The organism is Streptomyces sp. NBC_01089, assembly GCF_045162975.1.
In the GTDB taxonomy this organism is placed as follows: domain Bacteria; phylum Actinomycetota; class Actinomycetes; order Streptomycetales; family Streptomycetaceae; genus Streptomyces.
Window position 1 is genome coordinate 2,403,412 of record NZ_CP108660.1, and the last position, 18,304, is coordinate 2,421,715.

Below are 18,304 nucleotides of genomic sequence, written 5' to 3' on the forward strand. Positions count from 1 at the left end.
GGGCCAGATTACCCAGGCTTGACCGTGCCCGGGGGCGGTGCGCGGAGGCGGTGCGCTGCGGCCGTACAGCACGACGGCCCCCGGCACCGTTGGCGCCGGGGGCCGCGTACAGACGTGCTACTTGTTCAGCGCCGCCCAGAACTCGTCGAAGGAGAGCCTGCCGTCGCCGTTGGCGTCCTTGGACCTGATGAGGGACTGAGCCACGGTCTCGGTCACGTGGAAGTCACCGAGCTGCGCCATGACGCTCTTGTACTCGCTCGCCGTGATCCGGCCGTCGCCGTCCACGTCGAGCCGCTCGAACGCCTTGCGGGCCTCTTCTATGTCCGCCACTGGGTCCATCCCTTCCCGGTACATGTCTGACGGAAGTCAGATTAGCCCGGACGGCACTAGCGGAAGATCCCGGTGTGGCCCAGCGAGTAGCGGCCGGGCTGCGGGTAGACCGCGAGTCCGTGCGGGCCGCTGCCGACCGGGATGCGGGCGAGCTGCTTGCCGCTGGTGGTGTCGATCGCGTACACCTCCGCGTTGTAGCGGCCGGTCAGCCAGAGCACCTTGCCGTCGGCCGACACACCGCCCATGTCGGGGCTGCCGCCGCCGGGCAGGGACCACTTCTTGATGAGTTTGTTCTGCGGGAAGCCGAAAACCGAGATGGTGCCCTCGCCCCGGTTGGAGATGTACATCTCCTTGGAGTCACGGCTGATGTAGAGCCCGTGGCAGCCCTTGCCCGTGTGCATCAGCTTCGGGGTGGTGAACTTGTCCGCGGGGAGCACCCAGATCCCGTCGGCCATCATGTCCGCGATGTAGAAGGTCCGGCCGTCCGGCGAGATCTTCACGTCCTGCGGCATCGCCCCCTTGAAGGGCAGTTTCTGCTGGCCGACCACCTTCATCTTCTCGGTGTCGACCTTGAGCAGTTCGCCGGAGAACTCGCAGGAGACGATGAAGAACCGCCCGTCGGCCGAGAAGTCCGCGTGGTTGACGCCCGCGCACGTCACCGGGACGGTCTTCTTGATCTTCATGGTGTGCGGGTCCCGGAAGACGAGCTGGCGGTCCTGCGAGGCCATGACGATGGCGTACTTGCCGTTGGGCGTGAAGTAGAGGTTGTACGGGTCGTGCACGGCGAGTGTCTTCCCCACCTTGCCGTTCGCCGGATTGATCGGGGTGAGCGAGTTGCCGAGGTCGTTGTTGACCCAGAGGGTCTTCAGGTCCCAGGAGGGCACGACGTGCTGCGGCTCCACCCCTACCGGGATGGTGCGGATGATCTTGTACGTCTTGGGGTCGATCACGTTGACCGTGTTGGATTCGGTGTTCGGTACGTAGACCAGGGACGGGAACTTCCGCACGACGGGCGAGAGTTTGCCGGGCCGGTCCGCCGCGTACAGGTCCTTGGGGTCGAGGACCGGCGGCATACCGGCCAGCGGCGCGGGGTGCGCCGACCGCACCGCGGTGCCGCGCGGCGCTGCGGCCGCCCTGGTGGTCGTGGTGGCGGCCGGGTGTGCGTGGCGGCCGGTCCCGCCGGACGACCCGCAGCCGGCGAGGGCGACGGTGAGGCCGGTGGCGACGGCGGCGGCGAAGAGCCCTGTGGTGCGTGTGGTGATCATGAGGTCAGCAGCTCCGTAGTGGTCACCGCGTGCAGCCCGCGGCGGTCGAAGGCGTCGAGGATGGCGGGCAGCGCGGCGACCGTGTCCGCGTAGCCGAAGTGCATCGAGACCACCGAGCCGGGCCGTACCGCACCGGTGACGTTGCGGACGACGGCCGCGGTGCCGGGCGAGGTGTAGTCCAGCGAGTCGGTGTCGTACGAGAGCACGTGCGGATAGCCCGCACGTCCCGCGAGCCGCTGGACCAGGGGGGTCGCGTACTGGGTGCGCGAGGGGCGGAACCAGGTGCCGATGGAGCCGGTGAGCCGCCGCAGCCGGTCGGCGCAGCCGGTGATCTCGGCGTACGCCTCACGCTCGCTCATCGCCGAGATGGAGGTGTGGTGGAGCGTGTGGTTGCCGAGGTCGTGGCCGCCGTCGAGGATCCGGCGGGCCATCGCCGGGTACGCGTCGAGCCAGGTGCCGACGGCGAGGACGGTGACGTGGGCACCGGCCCGTTCCGCCTCGGCGAGTACGGACTTGGCGACGCCGGGATCCCCCTGGCCGTGAAAGGTGAGCGCGACCCGGGGGCGGCCGCGCGGGCCGTTCGCGATCTGGACCGGCTGCCCGGTGAAGGCGAGGGGGGCCGGGGCGTGCAGCGGGGCCGCGGATTTCGCGGGCCCTGAGGGGGAACTCGACGGGCGGGCCCCGGCCGGGGACGGCGCCGCGGCGGGTGCGCCGCCACCGGAACACCCGGCGGCGAACGTCCCGGCGACGGCCACGCCGGCTCCTGCCCGCAGTGCGCTGCGGCGGCTCATCTCAGTCACGCGACCATTTAATGAGGAATCGCCTGAACCAGCCCTTTTTGCCCGTCCCCCTCGGCCGGTGACACGAGACCCTCAGACGCGGCCAACCGCGACCGGATCCGACAATTCAGCCACCCCGCCCCGCACGCGTTCGTAGATTTACAGGCGGAATGCCCACTTCACCTGAGATTCGCAGTAGCCACGCCGGGGTCCGGCTTGGGTGCAACCGGGTGGCACACCGGCGGTGAGCGGCCCGGGCCACAGGGCTCGCCCGAGTCGGCACGGCTAGCGGTCGACGACCCGCATCTCGAACCAGGTGGTCTTGCCGCGCGGCAGCAGGTCCACCCCCCAGCGGTCCGAGAGCTTGTCGACCAGGAAGAGACCGCGGCCGCTGACATCCATCGGCTGGACCGGCATCAGACAGGGCAGCCCGCGCGACGGATCGCGCACCTCGACCCGGATCCAGCCCCTGCGGCGCAGCATCCGGAGCCCGAAGACCCGGGCGCCGGTATGGCGGACCGCGTTTCCGACCAGCTCCGACACCAGTAACACCGCGTGCTCGGCGGTCTGCGGCGAGAGCCCCCACTGACGCAGTACGACGCCCTGGGTGAGCCGCCGCGCGGTCGCCGCGGACTCCGGGCGGGATGCCAGACGCACCTCGCCCTCCGTTGGACTGCCGAACAACTCCAGTGCCTTCAGAGCCTGTTCGTCCTCAACGGCCGGTACGCATCGCGCGACATCCGCACGAGCGCGCTGCCGCGGTTGTTCCACACCCTCCAGGCCCGCCATGCCCCCCATCATGGCGGGCCGAAGCGGCCTCCGGGGCCGTTCCGGGGGAATCCGCAACTGCATTCCGGGGTCGGGCACCCTACTCTCTGGCATATGCGCTTGGCATTGCAAGGGCCGTCACACCCGCCCTGAGCTGCGAAGGATCCATCCTCATGAACGAAATTCAAGGACCAAGATCACTCACTCCTTAAGGTTCTCTTAAGGCGCAGCTAATCCACCCAACCGGGTACGCGTCAGCGGAACTTGGCCTTGCCGGGGCCCTCTTCGACGAAGCTGCGCATGCCGCGTTCGCGGTCCTCCGTGGCGAAGAGACCGGCGAACCAGGTGCGTTCGACGGCGAGTCCGGTGTCGAGATCCGTCTCCAGGCCCGCGTCGACGGATTCCTTGGCGGCGCGCAGTGCGATGGCGGGGCCCTGGGCGAGCCGGGCCGCCCAGGCGTGCGCCTGCTCGTACACCTCGGCCGCCGGGACGACCCGGTCGACCAGACCGAGAGTGAGCGCCTCGGGCGCCTTGACCTGACGGCCGGTGAAGATCAGGTCCTTGGCCTTGGACGGGCCGATCAGCCGGGAGAGCCGCTGGGTGCCGCCGGCGCCGGGGATCAGACCGAGCAGGATCTCCGGCTGGCCGAGCTTGGCGTTGTCGGCCGCGATACGGAAGTCGGCGCAGAGCGCCAGTTCGCAGCCGCCGCCCAGCGCGTAGCCGGTGACCGCGGCGACCACGGGCTTGGGGATGCGGGCCACCGCGGTGAAGGATTCCTGCAGGGCCCGGGAGCGTACGACCATCGCCGCATGGTCCATGACCTGCATCTCCTTGATGTCCGCTCCGGCGGCGAACACCTTCTCGCCGCCGTAGAGCACCACGGCGCGTACGTCGTCGCGGTGGGACACCTCTTCGGCGAGCTCGCGGAGCCGGTCCTGGATGGCGACGTTGAGTGCGTTCATCGGCGGGCGGTCCAGAAGGATGGTGCCGACGCCTTCGGAGACTTCGAGGGTGACTGTCATGACAGCAGGTTAACGGCGGCTAACGCGGTGCGGCCCGGTGCACTTGGTCACAGTGCACCGGGCCGCGGGGAGGGTTCGCCTCCGGCGTGTTGCTTCGCGCGTGTTACTTCTTCCAGTCCGCCCAGGACATGTTCCAGCCGTTGAGCCCGTTGTCCGGCTGGATCGTCCGGTCGTGCGAGTTCTTGACGATCACCACGTCACCGACGATCGACCTGTTGTAGTACCAGGCCGCCGGGGTCTCCTTGCTCCAGCCGCCGCGCACATCGTGCAGGCCGACACAGCCGTGGCTGGTGTTGGCGGCGCCGAACGTGCTGGTCCCCGCCCAGTAGTTGCCGTGCACGAAGGTGCCGGAGTCCGACAGGCGCATCGCGTGCGGCACGTCCTTGATGTCGTACTCACCGCCGAAGCCGACCGTGGCGCCGTTCATCCGGGTCACCGCGTACTTCTCGCTGATGACCATCTGGCCGTTGTACGTCGTGGTCGCCGGGGCGCCCGCGCTGATCGGGATGGTCCTGATCAGCTTGCCGTCCTTGACGACCTTCATGGTGTGCTTGTCCGCGTCCACCGTGGAGACCATGGAGCGGCCCACGGTGAACTTCACGGTCCTGGTCTGCTTCCCGTACACGCCGGGCCGGCCCTCGACCCCGTCGAGGTTCAGCTTCACCGTCACCTTGGTGCCGGCCGCCCAGTACTTCTCGGGGCGGATGTCGAGGCGGTCGTTGCCGAACCAGTGGCCCTCGACCGGCACGGCGGGATCGGCCGTCACCTTGATCGCGTCCTCGACGTCCGCGGGGTGCGTGATCCCCCGGGTGAAGTGGATCGAGACCGGCATCCCGACACCGACCGTCGCGCCGTCCTCCGGTGTGTACTGCCCGACGAAGGTGTTCTTCGGCACCAGCGTGGTGAAGGACGTGTCCTTCGCCGACTCCCGGCCCTTGGCGTCCTTGGCGACCGCGTGCACCTTGAACCTGGTGGCGGCGGGCAGATGCTGGAGCGGCTGCCAGCCGGCGCCGCCCGCCGCGATCCGGCCCGGGACCTCGTTGCCCTTGGCGTCCTTGACCGTGACGGAGGTCAGCCGGCCCTTGTCCGCCGTGACCTTCAGCGCGTCGCTGGTGGCCACCGACTCGGCGCCGTCCTTCGGAGACACCGTCACGACGGCCTGCGATGCCGTGGACTCCGCCTCCTTGGCCGCGCCCTGTTCCGCCTTGTCACCGCTGCCGCCGCCCGAACCGCCGCACGCCGTGACGAGCAGCAGCGTGCCCAGCAGCAGAGCCGGCAGTGCGCGTCCCGCGCGCCACGGCCCGCGCGCGGGCCGCCCGCCGGCCGATGTCCCCGATATCGGTCGCCCGTTCAAGATGGTGGTCTCCCCTCGCGCACATCCCGGCGCCGCCGGTGCACGTACCCCCGCGCGCCGTGTCCGCGCGCACTGGGGCACAGAATAATCGCAGCACGGGCCCACCGGTCTCCCCGGCAATGTCACCGTTCCGTTCCAACCGGGCGCGGGCGCGCAGGTCATGGGGGTACGCCGGGCAGGCGCAGCGGGGACCGTACGCACCTGACCTGGATCACGCCCTAGCCGAGCGCGGAGCCGGACTTCCAGTGGGCCCAGTCCAGGTTCCAGCCGCTGAGCCCGTTGTCAGGGGCGACCTTCGTGTCCGGTGAGTTGACGACCTCGACCACATCGCCGATCAGCGTGTGGTCGTAGAGCCAGCCGGCCGGGGAACTGGCGCTGCCGCCGCGCACATCGCGCAGCCCGACGCAGCCGTGACTGGTGTTGGAGGTGCCGAAGGTACGGGCGGGCGCCCAGTAGTTGCCGTGCAGGAAGGTCCCCGAGTTGGTCAGCCGCATCGCGTGCGGGACGTCCGGGATGTCGTACTCGCCGCCGAAGCCGACCGTCCGGCCGTTCATCCGGGTCACGGCGTGCTTCTCCATGACGACCATCCTGCCGTTGTACGTGGTGTGTTTGGCGGCGCCCGCGGTGACTGGCAGAGTCGTCAGGACCGCGCCGTCGCGGCGTACCGTCATGGTGTGCGCCGCGGCGTCGACCAGCGAGACCTGGGAGCGGCCCACCGTGAAGCCGATGGTCTTCTGCTGGATCCCGTACACCCCGGGCGCCGCCTGTACGTCGCGCAGCCGCATCCCGACGGAGACCCGGGTGCCCGGCTTCCAGTACGCGCTCGGACGGAAGTCCAGCCGGCTCTTGCCGAACCAGTGGCCCCCGACCGGTACCGAAGGGGTGGCGGTGACGTGGATCGCCCGCTCCACGGCCGCCCGGTTCTCGACGGGCCGGTTGAAGTTGAAGGAAACGATCATGCCGGTGCCGACGGTCGAGGCGTTCTCCGGTGTGAAGTAGCCGATGAAGCGGTGCGGCGGGACGAAGGTGGTGAAGGTGGTGTGGCGGGCCAGGGTGTGGCCGTCCCCGTCGGATGCCACCGCGTCCACGGAGTACTCGGACGCGAGGCCCAGCCGGCCGCCGTCCGGCTTCCAGCTCCTGCCGTCGTCCGAGAGGCTGCCGGGGAGCACCTCGCGGTGCCCGTCCATGACGCTGTAGACCGTGACCTGTTCGAGCCGCCGCCCGTCCGGTACCCGTACCTCGACCTTGTCGCGCGCGCCGATGTTCTTCGCGCCGTCGTCCGGCATCACTTGGATCGCGTCTTCCGGGGCGCGCGGTTTTCCGTCGGAGAAGGAGTCGCATCCCGCCGTACCGGCCATCAGTGCCGCCCATACCAGCGTGGCAGCGACGCCCGCCCGTGTCCGCTTTGTCAGTTGTCTCACGGACCGCTCAACGACCACCCCCCTGCGAGGGAAACGTGAGATTGCCGGTTGTTGCGGGCAGAACAAGAGCGAGGACCATGCGAGGAGCCGCGGCCGGGACGCCGTGGCCCGACGCGCCGCCGGTCCCGATGAGCCGCGGGAGGCCGACAGGTGTCGAGCGCAGCCGAGCAGGAGACCGTACCGGAGACGGTGCGGGCCGTACCCGATGCGGTGCCCGAAGGGGAGCCCGACGTGGTGCGGGAGGCCGCGACCGGGGCGGTGCCCGACACCGTGACCGTGCCGGACCTGGGGCCTTCCGCCGGGCCGGGGACGGTGTCTGCCGCAGGGCAGGACGCGGTGACCGTGTGGCCCGGTACGCCCGTGCCGCTGGGCGCGCGCTACCGGGTGGGCCCCGACGGGGTCGCGGGGACCAATTTCGCGCTCTGGGCGGGGGGCGCCGAAGCCGTCGAGCTCTGCCTCTTCGACAGCGCGGGCCGTGAGACCCGCTGCGAGCTGGCCGAGCTGACCCATGAGATCTGGCACGGGTTCCTGCCCGGGGTGCGGCCCGGGCAGCGGTACGGCTACCGGGTCAGGGGCCGCTGGGATCCGTGGACGGGGGCCCGCTGGAATGCGGCGAAACTGCTCCTCGACCCGTACGCGCGCGCCGTGGACGGCGAGTTCCGGCTGCCGCCCGAGGTGTACGGACACGTCAGGGACTGGCCCGACCAGGCGGTCGCCGACACCGTGCGCGACGAGCGGGACTCAGCGCCGTACGTCCCCAAGGGCGTCGTCGTCCACGACGACACCCCGGGCGACGAGTGGGCGGACGACCTGCGGCCCAAGACGCCCTGGGCGGACACCGTCATCTACGAACTGCATGTGCGCGGCTTCACCAAACGGCACCCCGGGGTCCCGGAGGAGCTGCGCGGGACGTACGCGGGTCTGGCGCACCCGGCGGCGATCGGCCATCTCGTACGGCTCGGGGTGACGGCGGTCGAGCTGCTGCCGGTCCACCAGTTCGCGCACGAGGACCATCTGCTGCGGCGGGGGCTGCGGAACTACTGGGGCTACAACTCGGTCGGCTACTTCGCCCCGCACGCCGGGTACGCGGCGTCCGGGGCCGGCGGCGAGCAGGTCGGCGAGTTCAAGAGGATGGTGCAGGCGCTGCACGCCGCCGGGATCGAGGTCATTCTCGACGTCGTCTACAACCACACGGCTGAGGCGGGCGAGCTGGGCCCGATGCTGTCCTTGCGCGGGATCGACAACCGCGGCTACTACCGGCTCCAGGACGACCCGCGCCGGTACGCCGACTACACCGGCTGCGGCAACACCCTGCAGGTGGTGCAGCCCCATGTGCTGCGGCTCATCACGGACTCGCTGCGCTACTGGGTCACCGAGATGGGCGTGGACGGCTTCCGCTTCGATCTGGCGGCGGCGCTGGCCCGGTCCTTCCACGACGTCGACATGCTCTCGCCGTTCCTCGCGGTGATCGCCCAGGACCCGGTGCTGCGGCGGGTGAAGCTGATCGCCGAGCCGTGGGACGTGGGCAGCGGCGGCTACCAGGTGGGCGCCTTCCCGCCGCTTTGGACGGAGTGGAACGACCGCTACCGGGACGCGGTGCGGGACTTCTGGCGGGGCGCGCTGCCCGACGTACGTGATCTGGGGTACCGGCTGTCCGGATCGAGCGATCTGTACGCGTGGGGCGGGCGGCGGCCGCAGGCGTCCATCAACTTCATCACGGCGCACGACGGGTTCACCCTGCGCGACCTGGTCTCGTACCAGCACAAGCACAACGAGGCCAACGGCGAGGACAACCGGGACGGCACCGACGACAACCGGTCGTGGAACTGCGGCGCCGAGGGCGGGACCGACGACCCGGAGGTCGGCGCGCTGCGCCGGCGCCAGCTGCGTTCGCTGCTGACGACGCTGCTGGTGTCGACCGGGGTGCCGATGCTCGTCGCGGGTGACGAGATGGGGCGGACGCAGGGCGGCAACAACAACGCGTACTGCCAGGACAACGAGGTCAGCTGGGTCGACTGGAGCCTGCTCGACGAGCCGGGTCCGCGGATGCTGCTCGGCCTCACGTCCCGGCTGCTGGCGCTGCGCCACGCCCATCCGGTGCTGCGGCGCCGGGCGTTCTTCTCCGGGGCGCGGGCGGTGGACGGGCTGCGCGACCTCGCCTGGTTCACCCCGTACGGCCGGGAGATGACGGAGCAGGACTGGTACGCGCCCACGGCCACGCTCGGCGTCTATCTCTCGGGGGGCGACATCCCCGGCCGGGACGCCAGGGGCGAGCGGATCACCGACGACAGCTTCCTGACGGTGCTGCACTCGGCGGAGCACCCGGTGGACTTCCTGCTGCCCGGGGCCCCGTGGGCCGACTCCTACGAACTGCTCGTCGACACCTCGCTGGAGGACCAGAGCGCGGCGCCCGGCACCCTGCACCGGGGCGGCGCCGTACTCACGGTCCCGGCCCGGTCGGTGCTGCTGCTGAAGGTGCGGACCTGAGGCGGGCCGTGCCGGGCGGGCCCGCCCGGATTCGGCCTGAGTCCCAGCCCCGGTGCCGGTGCCGGTGCCGGTGCCGGTGCCGGTGCCGGTGCCGGTGCCGGTGCCGGTGCCGGTGCCGGTGCCGGTCCCGGTCCCGGTCCCGGTCCCGGTCCCGGTCTCAGCCGAGGATCTTGCGGTCGTACGCCACCGCGACCGCCGCCGCCCGGTCCTTGACGTCCAGTTTCCCGTAGATATGGGTCAGATGGGTCTTGACGGTCGCCTCGCTGATGAACAGCTCACGGGCGATGTCGCGGTTGGACGTGCCCCTGGCGACCAGCACGAGCACCTCACGTTCGCGGGTGCTCAGCGCGTCGTGGCCCGGCGCCGCCGGGGTGCGCACCCGGGAGACCAGCCGGGAGGCGACCGCCGGGGACAGCACCGTACGGCCGTCGGCAGCGGCCCGTACCGCGGTGAAGAGTTCGTCGCGCGGGGCGTCCTTGAGGAGGTAGCCGGTGGCGCCCGCCTCGATGGCCGGGAGGGTGTCGGAGTCCGTGTCGTACGTCGTCAGGACGAGCACCTTGGCGCGGCTGCCGCGGCGGGTCAGCTCGGCGATGGCGTCCACGCCGTTGCCGCCCGGCATCCGCAGGTCCATGAGGACCACGTCGGGGTCGAGCCGTCCGGTCAGCTCGACGGCCGTGACGCCGTCGGCGGCCTCGCCGAGCACCTGGAAGCCGGGGGCGTCGGTGAACATGCCGCGCAGACCGTCCCGGACCACCGGGTGGTCGTCGACGATCAGCAGGGTGATGACGTCAGAGTTCATGGCGGACCAAAGGTACGCGAGCCGACACCGCTGTGCCGTGCCCCAATTCGGACTCGACCGCGACCGTGCCCGCGATCCGTTCGGCGCGGGCGCACATCCCGCCGAGGCCGAAGCCGCCTTCGGCGCTGCGCGGCGGCAGGGCGAGCGGGTCGAAACCGCGGCCGTCGTCGCGTACGTCCAGGGTCATCTCGCCGTCCATGTACGAGAGGGTGACCCCGACCCGGGCCGCTCCGGCGTGCCGTCCGGTGTTGGCGAGGGCTTCCTGGGCGATCCGGAGCAGGGTGGCCTCCACCTCGTCGTGGAGCGGTTCGACGGTGCCGGTGACGGTGAACCCGGCGCGGACGCCCGTCTCCGCCGACCACTGGGCGACCAGCTTCTTGAGCGCTTCCGGGAGTGAGTCGTCGGTCAGGGCGACCGGGCTGAGGTTCTGCACGGAGCGGCGGGCCTCGCCCAGACTGTGGCGGGCCAGTTCCTGGGCGCGGGCGAGGTGTTCGCGGGCGGCGTCGGGGGTCCTGGTGACAGAGACCACCTGGAGCTGGGTGATGATGCCGGCCAGCCCCTGCGCGATGGTGTCGTGGATCTCGGCGGCCAGCCTGCGGCGCTCGTCGGCGACGCCGGCCTCCCGTGCCTGGACCAGGAGCTGGGCGTGCAGGGCGGCGTTCTCGTCGAGCGCCTGCTGGAGGCGGACGTTGGTGTGCTCCAGCTCGCGGATGGTCTCGGCCTGCTCCACGGCGCGCTCGTCCTCCAGGGCTGCGAGATGGGTGAAGACGATGACCAGGGTGACGTTGACGCCGAAGAGCGCGCCGAAGACCACCCAGCCCACGGGGCCGTCGGGCGGCAGCCCACCGGACTGGGAGCCCGACATGGTGACGGCGGTGGCGAGCAGCCCGATCCGTACCAGCCGGCGGGGCAGCAGCCGCTCCGCGCCGAAGTAGCCGGTGACCGCGTAGAACGCGTAGAAGGGGTTCAGCCAGGTCAGCGCGAAGGCGAGCGCCCAGTGCAGCGCGTAGTAGCAGGCACCGGCCTTCGAGGGCTCCGGCCGGGTGCGGGCCGCGTGGCCCCACCACAGCTGGAGCACGGCACCGGCGACGGTGAGGGCCGCGGCCGCGGCCAGTTCGTACCGGCTCATGTGCAGCGCGCGGGCGGTGGCGCAGGCGGCGAGGGTGGCGATGCCGAGCAGCGCGTACGGGCCGTAGCGGTGGAAGGCCGCCCACCCGGTGCCCACCCTGGCGCCGGCCAGGGGCGCGGCGGCCGGGGGGCCGGCGGTCAGGGACTCGCCGGCCAGGGGCTCGGCGGCCGGAGACTCGGCCAGGGGCGCGGCGGCCAGGGGCGCGGCCTCCGGGCCGGGCCGGGCGGCGGGGCCCGTCAGGTCCGATGTCATCCATCCAGTCTGCCCGTACCGGCCGCTGGCCACCGTCACTCCCAACGGAACCAGCGGTTGGCACCGGCCGACAGCAGCAGCGTCCACACGGCGAGCACACCCAGGTGGGTCCAGCCGGGCCAGCTGCCCGTCGCGGCCCCGTTGAGTGCCTGCGCCGCCGCGCCGAAGGGGGTCATCTCGACGATGTGCGCCAGGGCGTCCGGCATGGCCTGGACAGGCAGCCAGACCCCGGCGCAGAACATCATCGGGAAGAGGACGGCCGAGCCGATCGCGTTCGCCACCTTCTGGTTGCGCGACAGGGCGGCCACCAGCGAGCCCAGCGCCAGCGCGGCGCAGATCGACAGCGCGAGCGAGAGCAGATAGCCGGGGATCTGCTGGGGCAGGGCGACCTTGAAGGCGATCCGCGCGACGGTGAGCGAGAGCACGGCCGAGACGAGCGCGGCGGCGCCGTGCAGGCCCATCTGCGCGGTGAGCAGCGCGTGCGGCCTGACCGGTGTGGTGGACATCCGGCGCAGGATGCCGCGCTCGCGGTATCCGGTGATCACCTGGGGCATCGCCTGCAGCCCGGCCATGATCATCGCGAGCAGCACGGTGACCGGGACATAGGCGCTGACGAGCGTCTGGCCGCCGATGGACGAGTCGTGCTCCCGGAAGGAGGGGATCGAGCCGAGGATCACCAGGAGGATGGTCGGGAACACCATGACCCAGAAGATGGTGGCCGGTTCACGGCGGAAGAGCCGCAGCTCGGTCCGGAGTACGGCGGCGGACGCGCCGGTCCGCGTGGTGGCCTTCGCCGGGGTGGTCGCGGTCGCTGTGCTCATGCTGCTGCTCCCGTCAGGTCCAGGAACGCGTCGTCGAGCGTGGCGTCGGTGACCCGGAGTTGGTGGGCGGTGATGTGGTGCCTGGCGAGCAGGGTGATGACGGCGTTGACCGTCTCGTCGGTGCCCTCGATGACCAGCGCGCCGTCCCGGTGCTGTACGGAGACGGCGCCGGGCAGGGCGTCCAGTTCACCGTCGCCGAGCGGCTGCGAAGGGGTGAAGGAGATGACGGTCGAGCCGGACGAGCGGCGGATGAGTCCGGCGGGTGTGTCCAGCGCGGCGACCCGCCCCCGGTCGATCACGGCGATGCGGTCGCAGAGGCGCTGGGCCTCCTCCATGAAGTGGGTGACGAGCAGGACGGTCACTCCGCCGTCCCTGACGTCCTCGATCAGCTCCCAGGTGTCGCGGCGGGCGCGCGGGTCGAGCCCGGTCGTCAGCTCGTCGAGCACGACCACCTTGGGGTTGCCGATGAGCGCCAGCGCGATGGAGAGCCGCTGCTTCTGGCCGCCGGACAGCTTGGCGAAGCGGGAGTCCGCCTTCTCGGCGAGACCCAGCCGCTCGGCGAGCGGCCGCCAGTCGGCCGGGTACGGGTAGAAGGACGAGTAGAGCTCCAGCGCCTCACGGACGGTGATCTTCGGCTGGAGTTCGCTCTCCTGGAGCTGGGCGCCGAGGATCCGCGTCACCCGGGCGTGGTCGGCGACCGGATCGAATCCGGCCACCCGCACCACGCCCTCGTCGGGCACCCGCAGCCCCCCGATGCACTCGACTGTCGTGGTCTTCCCCGCGCCGTTCGGCCCGAGAATCCCGAAGATCTCCCCCACCTCGACGGCGAAGGACACCCCGTCAACGGCGTGCCTGCCGCCGTACGCCTTCCGCAGCCCGTCCACTTCGATGATTGCCATATCCACAGGCTCCCGGGGAACGGAGTCCGGCGGCATCCGCCATCGCGCTCGAACCGGCATCAGCCGATCGGCTGATGCCGGGGTACGACCTCGCGGGCGGACGTGCGGGCGGACCTGGGCGCAGACGTGGGGGCGGACGTAGGGGCGGACGTACGGGCGGACCTGGCGCAGACGTGGGGGCCGCCGCGAAATCCGGTGGGCACTGTCAGTGCCGAACCGTAGGCTCGCGCGCGATGCCCGAAACACATGCAACAGACAGACAACTCTCCGGCGTACGTTCACTGCTGCGGCTCTGGCCGTACGTGCGGCCGGTGCGAAGACGGCTGGCCACCGCGGCGTTCGTGGCGGTCATCGCCTCCTGTCTGAGCCTGGTCATCCCGCTCGTACTGAAGTGGATCGTCGACGGCCCGGTGGCCGGCCGGGACACCCGCGGGGTCCTCCTCGGCGCGCTGATGCTGCTCGGGCTCGGGGTCGCCGAGGCGCTGCTCTTCGGTCTCCGGCGGTGGCTGGTCGCCCGGCCGCTGTCCTGGGTCGAGGCGTCGATGCGGGCCGACCTCTACCGGCATCTGCAACGCCTCCCGGTGGCCTTCCACGACCGGTGGCCGTCCGGCCAGCTGCTGTCGCGCGGCACGACCGATCTGATGATGGTGCGGATGTTCCTCGCCTTCCCGCTGACGTTCCTCCTGGTCAACGGGGTGACGATCGTGGTCGGTTTCGTCATTCTGCTGGTGCAGCAGTGGACGCTCGGGCTGGTGCTGCTGGCTCCGGCGATCCCGCTGGTCATCATCTGCAAGATCTTCGAGACGAGGTACTCCAAGGTCGCCAGGCTCTCCCAGGACCAGGTGGGAGACATCACCACGGTCGTCGAGGAGAGCGTGCTCGGCATCCGGATCATCAAGGGCTTCGGACGCCACCGCAGCCAGGCCCTGGCCTTCCGCGAGCTGTCGGGGCGGCTGCGCTCGACGGAACTGGTCAAGGCCCGGCTGCTGGCGGGCATCTGGGCGGTGATCACCACCATTCCCGAGCTGGCGATCGGCGCGGCCCTGGTCCTCGGTACGGTCCAGGTCGCCGACGGGCATCTCTCCGCGGGCACCCTGGTCGCCTTCCTCTCCACGGCGCTCGCCCTGCGCTGGCCGGTGGAGTCGATCGGCTTCCTGCTGGCGATCAGCCAGGACGCTTCGACCGCCACCCAGCGGTACTTCGAGGTGATCGACGTGGCCGAGGAGTCGGACGCGGCGGCGCCGGCGGGGTCGGCGGGGTCGGCGGGGTCGGCGGGGTCGGCGGGGTCGGCGGGGTCGGCGGCCGTGCCTGCCCTGGTCGGTGCAACTGCCTTTGCGGGCATGGTAGATGGCGGAACGACAGATGGAGGAACGGCGGGTGCCGGTACGGCGGCCGGCAGCCCCGCCCGTGCCGGTACGCCCGACGCAGACACAGCCGGGACCGCCCCCGTCCCCGCCCCCGCCCCCTCCCCCACGGGCGGCCTCCGCTTCGAGGGCGTCGAGTTCCGGTACCCCGACGCCGCCCCCGGCACCCCGCCCGTCCTCGGCGGCATCGATCTGCACATCAGGTCGGGCGAGACCCTGGCCCTGGTCGGCGCCACCGGTTCGGGCAAGACCACGCTCACCGGGCTGGTACCGCGGCTGCACGAGATCACCGGGGGCCGCATCACCCTCGACGGTCACGACATCACCGCCATGCCCCGTGAGCGGCTGCGCGAGCTGGTGTCGGTCGCCTTCGAGGAGCCCACCCTCTTCTCCGCGAGCGTCGGCGAGAACATCCGGATGGGTGACGCGGGCGCGGACGACGACGCGCTGCGGCGCGCCCTGGCGACCGCCCAGGCCGACTTCGTACACCAGCTGCCGCACGGCCCCGACACCCAGGTCGGTGAGCAGGGGCTGAGCCTGTCGGGCGGGCAGCGCCAGCGGCTCGCGCTGGCCAGGGCGGTCGTCGGCCGGCCCCGGTTCCTGGTGCTCGACGATCCGCTGTCCGCGCTCGACGTGCACACCGAGGCGCTGGTCGAGGCCGCCCTGCGCCGGGTGCTCGCGGAGACGACGGCGCTCGTCATCGCGCACCGGCCGTCCACCGTGCTGCTCGCCGACCGGGTCGCGCTCCTGTCGGACGGGCGCATCGCTGCGGTCGGCACCCATCACGAACTCCTGCAGAGCAACGCCGAGTACGCCTGGCTGATGTCCGGCGCCGAAGGGGACGGGACCCGATGACCACCACAGTCGACGGCCGGGAGGCCGTGGAGCCGGACCCGGGGGACGCGCACGCCGCCGGGCCCGCAGCGGGCACCGCGGCCGGACCGGGGCGGGCCGGTGACGACCCGTTCGACAAGGACGCCCTGCCCGCTCCGCCGGGCGCGACCGGCGCCCTGCTGCGCTCGCTCATCGCGCCGCACCGCACGGCGGCGATCGTCTCCGCCGTACTGATGCTGATCCAGCAGGCGGCCGTGCAGGCCGGGCCGCTGCTCGTCGCGTACGCCATCGACACCGGCGTCCCCGCCTTCCGCGACCACGACCACGGCCCGCTGATCGCCGTGGGCGTCGGCTACCTCGCGAGCGCGCTGCTCTCCGGGGGCCTGCAGTACGCGTTCGTCCAGGTCTCGGCCCGCCTGAACCAGGGCGCCCTGCTGGACCTGCGGGGCCGGATCTTCCGCCATGCGCAGGCGCTGAGTGTGGACTTCCACGAGCGCTACACATCGGGCCGGCTGATCTCCCGCTCCACCAGCGATGTGGAGTCGCTGCGCGAACTGCTCAGCGACGGCCTCCAGGAGCTGATCGGGGTCGTGCTCTCCGCCGTCTACATCTGCGCGATGCTGCTCTGGCTGGACCCCGGGCTCGGCTCGGTCGCGGTGCTGTCGTTCGTACCGCTGTATCTGCTGATCCGGCGCTACCGGCGCCGTGTCACCGTGGTGTTCAGCTGGCGCTCCACGGCGATCGCCGCGGTCATCGTGAAGTTCGCCGAGACGATGAACGGGATCAGGCCGGTGCGTGCCTTCCGCCGGGAGCGGGCCAACGACGCGGAGTTCGAGCGGCTCAACCACCACCACGAGCGGGCCAACGGCGACTCCATGCTGGAGATGGCCCGCTATGTGACCGGCTCCCGCCTGGTCGCCAACACGGCGGTCGCGGGCATCGTCCTGTGGGGCGCCTACCGGGTGACCCAGGGCGGGCTCGAACTCGGTGTGCTGGCCGCCTCGGTGCTGTATCTGCGGCGGCTGTACGACCCGATCGACCGGCTGGGCATGTTCCTCAACTCGTACCAGTCGGCGGCCGCTTCGCTGGAGAAGATCGCCGGCCTGCTGGCCCAGGAGCCGACGGTCCCGGCTCCGGTCTCCCCGCGTACGCTGCCCGCCCTCGCATCGGAACACCCGGGCCGCGAGGTCGTGTTCGACGGTGTCCGCTTCGCCTACCGCACCGGCGGTGAGGTGCTGCCGCGCTTCGACCTCACCATCCCGGCGGGCCAGACCGTCGCGGTCGTCGGCTCGACCGGCGCGGGCAAGTCGACCCTCGCCAAGCTCCTGGCCCGGTTCTACGACCCGACCGAAGGCCAGGTCCGGATCGACGGGGTCGGCCTGGACGACCTGGACGTGCCCGAGCTGCGGCGCGGGGTCGTCATGGTGACGCAGGAGGCGTTCCTCTTCTCCGGCACCATCGCCGAGAACATCGCCATCGGCCGTCCGGAGGCCACCCCCGCCGACATCGAGCGCGCGGCGAAGGCGATCGGCGCACACGACTTCATCAGCGCGCTGCCCGAGGGGTACGACACGGACGTACGCAAGCGCGGCGGCCGGATCTCCGCGGGCCAGCGGCAGCTGGTGGCGTTCGCCCGCGCCCTGCTCGCCGACCCCGCGGTACTGATCCTGGACGAGGCGACCAGCTCACTGGACATTCCCGGCGAGCGGGCGGTGCAGCACGCCATGGACACGGTGCTGCACGGCCGCACCGCTGTGGTGATCGCCCACCGGCTCTCCACGGTGGAGATCGCCGACCGGGTACTGGTGATGGAGGGCGGCCGGATCGTCGAGGACGGCACACCGGACGCGCTGATCGGCGGAAGCGGCCAGTTCGCGGGCCTGCACCGGCCTGGCGGGAGAGCGTGGTGGGGTGACCGGGGGCTGTAGGTTCCACGGCAAAACGGACAGTGCCTGCACAGAATGGACAATGAGTGGGCAATTCCAGGGTTCTGCGGGCAATGGCTCCGGACAGTAACTATGGTCTTCGGCACGGCAGTTCAAAGTCCAACCCGCGCGCCCAGAGCGCGCACAGAGCCTGCGGTACGGGTCCGGTACGACGAGTCGTCCGTGCGGGCGATCCCCTTCAGGCAGCGTCGACCGATTTTACCTGGTCAGTGCCATGGCGAACGTTTCGATCCGTGAACGGGCAGACCCACCATTCGGGCCGGTACGCATCGGCGACAGGAGCGCGCCGTCGAACCGGCCGGGTCTCGAAAGGGTGCGCGGGCCCGTCCTGGCTCATTGGGCGGAGTGTTTGACCCCGCCGGCCGAGAACAGCCCCGTCATGTCTGCCAAGCCAGAACCAGCTCGCCGACACCGAGAAGGCCGACCAGGCCGCCGGCTCAGAGCCGCACGGTGACCTAGTCATCCAGCGCACTGGACCCCTGCCCGAGTTCCAAGATCAATCTCGCCGTTGCCCCCTGTACCGTTCTGCACCGGCGCCGGACAACCCCTCGCAGTCGTTCGCATGGGCAGTGAGGCGGCAGGCGTAACCCTCCGCGCTCCCCCACGTTGTTAGTCACGGTGCTGGCACGGCGCCTGTCCGAAGGAGGAGAGTCATGGCGAGGTCTCTGTCCCGGCTGCTCGCTTTCGGCGCCACCGCACAGATGCCTGCGGCGGGCGTAGTAACGCTTCCTGAGGCTTCGGGGTCGTCCACGATCACCCCTCGAGCGAGCCGACGCTGTGCGCCGAGGCAGAACGGCCCTCGTCGATTGCCCCTGGCTGCAGGGCTGTCGTCCT

Annotated in this window: 13 protein-coding genes and 1 pseudogene; 3 read left to right on the forward strand and 11 right to left on the reverse strand. The window is 71.2% G+C overall.

What is annotated here, in order from left to right:
* Window positions 1-117 precede the first annotated feature (117 nt).
* The 7 genes from OG510_RS10535 to OG510_RS10565 all read right to left on the reverse strand — a co-directional run bounded on the left by OG510_RS10535 (window position 118) and on the right by OG510_RS10565 (window position 6,939).
* On the reverse strand, window positions 118-330 hold the full coding sequence (locus OG510_RS10535) for an EF-hand domain-containing protein (RefSeq protein WP_406136531.1): 213 nt from the start codon (window positions 328-330) through the stop codon (window positions 118-120).
* 56 nt (window positions 331-386) lie between these two features.
* The gene (locus OG510_RS10540; protein WP_406136532.1) at window positions 387-1,595 is read right to left on the reverse strand and encodes a YncE family protein; all 1,209 of its coding nucleotides are present in this window, start codon (window positions 1,593-1,595) and stop codon (window positions 387-389) included.
* Complete coding sequence (locus tag OG510_RS10545; RefSeq protein WP_406142356.1) at window positions 1,592-2,386, reverse strand: polysaccharide deacetylase family protein; 795 nt, start codon at window positions 2,384-2,386, stop codon at window positions 1,592-1,594. Before OG510_RS10545 ends, OG510_RS10540 begins: the two co-directional genes overlap by 4 nt.
* Before the next feature lie 273 nt (window positions 2,387-2,659).
* Window positions 2,660-3,175 (reverse strand): ATP-binding protein, encoded by a 516-nt coding sequence (locus OG510_RS10550; protein WP_164265777.1) that lies wholly within the window; start codon window positions 3,173-3,175, stop codon window positions 2,660-2,662.
* Window positions 3,176-3,396: 221 nt separating this feature from the next.
* Window positions 3,397-4,164 (reverse strand): enoyl-CoA hydratase/isomerase family protein, encoded by a 768-nt coding sequence (locus OG510_RS10555; RefSeq protein WP_406136533.1) that lies wholly within the window; start codon window positions 4,162-4,164, stop codon window positions 3,397-3,399.
* Window positions 4,165-4,267: 103 nt separating this feature from the next.
* Window positions 4,268-5,518 (reverse strand): Ig-like domain-containing protein, encoded by a 1,251-nt coding sequence (locus OG510_RS10560; protein WP_406136535.1) that lies wholly within the window; start codon window positions 5,516-5,518, stop codon window positions 4,268-4,270.
* A gap of 218 nt (window positions 5,519-5,736) precedes the next feature.
* Window positions 5,737-6,939, reverse strand: a complete 1,203-nt coding sequence (locus tag OG510_RS10565) for an Ig-like domain-containing protein (RefSeq protein ID WP_406136536.1) — start codon at window positions 6,937-6,939, stop codon at window positions 5,737-5,739.
* 150 nt (window positions 6,940-7,089) lie between these two features.
* Between OG510_RS10565 and glgX the strand changes: the two genes are divergently transcribed.
* Window positions 7,090-9,426: a glycogen debranching protein GlgX gene (gene glgX, locus OG510_RS10570; protein WP_406136537.1), complete on the forward strand. Its 2,337-nt coding sequence runs from the start codon at window positions 7,090-7,092 to the stop codon at window positions 9,424-9,426.
* A gap of 157 nt (window positions 9,427-9,583) precedes the next feature.
* Here the strand turns inward: glgX and OG510_RS10575 are convergent, their stop codons facing one another.
* Genes OG510_RS10575 through OG510_RS10590 form a run of 4 tightly spaced genes read right to left on the reverse strand, consistent with a single transcriptional unit; the run spans window position 9,584 to window position 13,326 of the window.
* Window positions 9,584-10,225: a response regulator gene (locus OG510_RS10575; protein WP_406136538.1), complete on the reverse strand. Its 642-nt coding sequence runs from the start codon at window positions 10,223-10,225 to the stop codon at window positions 9,584-9,586.
* Entirely contained in the window at window positions 10,215-11,606 is a 1,392-nt protein-coding gene (locus OG510_RS10580) for a sensor histidine kinase (RefSeq protein ID WP_406136539.1), read from the reverse strand. Before OG510_RS10580 ends, OG510_RS10575 begins: the two co-directional genes overlap by 11 nt.
* A gap of 35 nt (window positions 11,607-11,641) precedes the next feature.
* A complete protein-coding gene (locus tag OG510_RS10585; protein ID WP_406136540.1) occupies window positions 11,642-12,427 on the reverse strand; it encodes an ABC transporter permease in 786 nt (261 codons plus the stop codon).
* Window positions 12,424-13,326, reverse strand: coding sequence for an ATP-binding cassette domain-containing protein (locus OG510_RS10590; RefSeq protein ID WP_406136541.1), 903 nt, complete (start codon window positions 13,324-13,326; stop codon window positions 12,424-12,426). The genes OG510_RS10585 and OG510_RS10590 overlap by 4 nt, the downstream gene beginning before the upstream one ends.
* Window positions 13,327-13,559: 233 nt before the next feature.
* Between OG510_RS10590 and OG510_RS10595 the strand changes: the two genes are divergently transcribed.
* Window positions 13,560-15,545, forward strand: coding sequence for an ABC transporter ATP-binding protein (locus OG510_RS10595; protein WP_406136542.1), 1,986 nt, complete (start codon window positions 13,560-13,562; stop codon window positions 15,543-15,545).
* Window positions 15,542-17,439, forward strand: a pseudogene (locus tag OG510_RS10600) (ABC transporter ATP-binding protein). The gene OG510_RS10595 and the pseudogene OG510_RS10600 overlap by 4 nt, the downstream one beginning before the upstream one ends.
* Window positions 17,440-18,304: the final 865 nt, after the last annotated feature.

Bases quoted from the DNA above. Each gene is read 5' to 3' on its own strand.
- OG510_RS10555 (WP_406136533.1), bottom strand. From the start codon at position 4,164: ATGACAGTCACCCTCGAAGTCTCCGAAGGCGTCGGCACCATCCTTCTG.
- OG510_RS10590 (WP_406136541.1), bottom strand. From the start codon at position 13,326: ATGGCAATCATCGAAGTGGACGGGCTGCGGAAGGCGTACGGCGGCAGG.
- OG510_RS10585 (WP_406136540.1), bottom strand. From the start codon at position 12,427: ATGAGCACAGCGACCGCGACCACCCCGGCGAAGGCCACCACGCGGACC.
- OG510_RS10550 (WP_164265777.1), bottom strand. From the start codon at position 3,175: ATGATGGGGGGCATGGCGGGCCTGGAGGGTGTGGAACAACCGCGGCAG.
- OG510_RS10540 (WP_406136532.1), bottom strand. From the start codon at position 1,595: ATGATCACCACACGCACCACAGGGCTCTTCGCCGCCGCCGTCGCCACC.
- OG510_RS10575 (WP_406136538.1), bottom strand. From the start codon at position 10,225: ATGAACTCTGACGTCATCACCCTGCTGATCGTCGACGACCACCCGGTG.
- OG510_RS10595 (WP_406136542.1), top strand. From the start codon at position 13,560: ATGCCCGAAACACATGCAACAGACAGACAACTCTCCGGCGTACGTTCA.
- OG510_RS10545 (WP_406142356.1), bottom strand. From the start codon at position 2,386: ATGAGCCGCCGCAGCGCACTGCGGGCAGGAGCCGGCGTGGCCGTCGCC.
- OG510_RS10580 (WP_406136539.1), bottom strand. From the start codon at position 11,606: ATGACATCGGACCTGACGGGCCCCGCCGCCCGGCCCGGCCCGGAGGCC.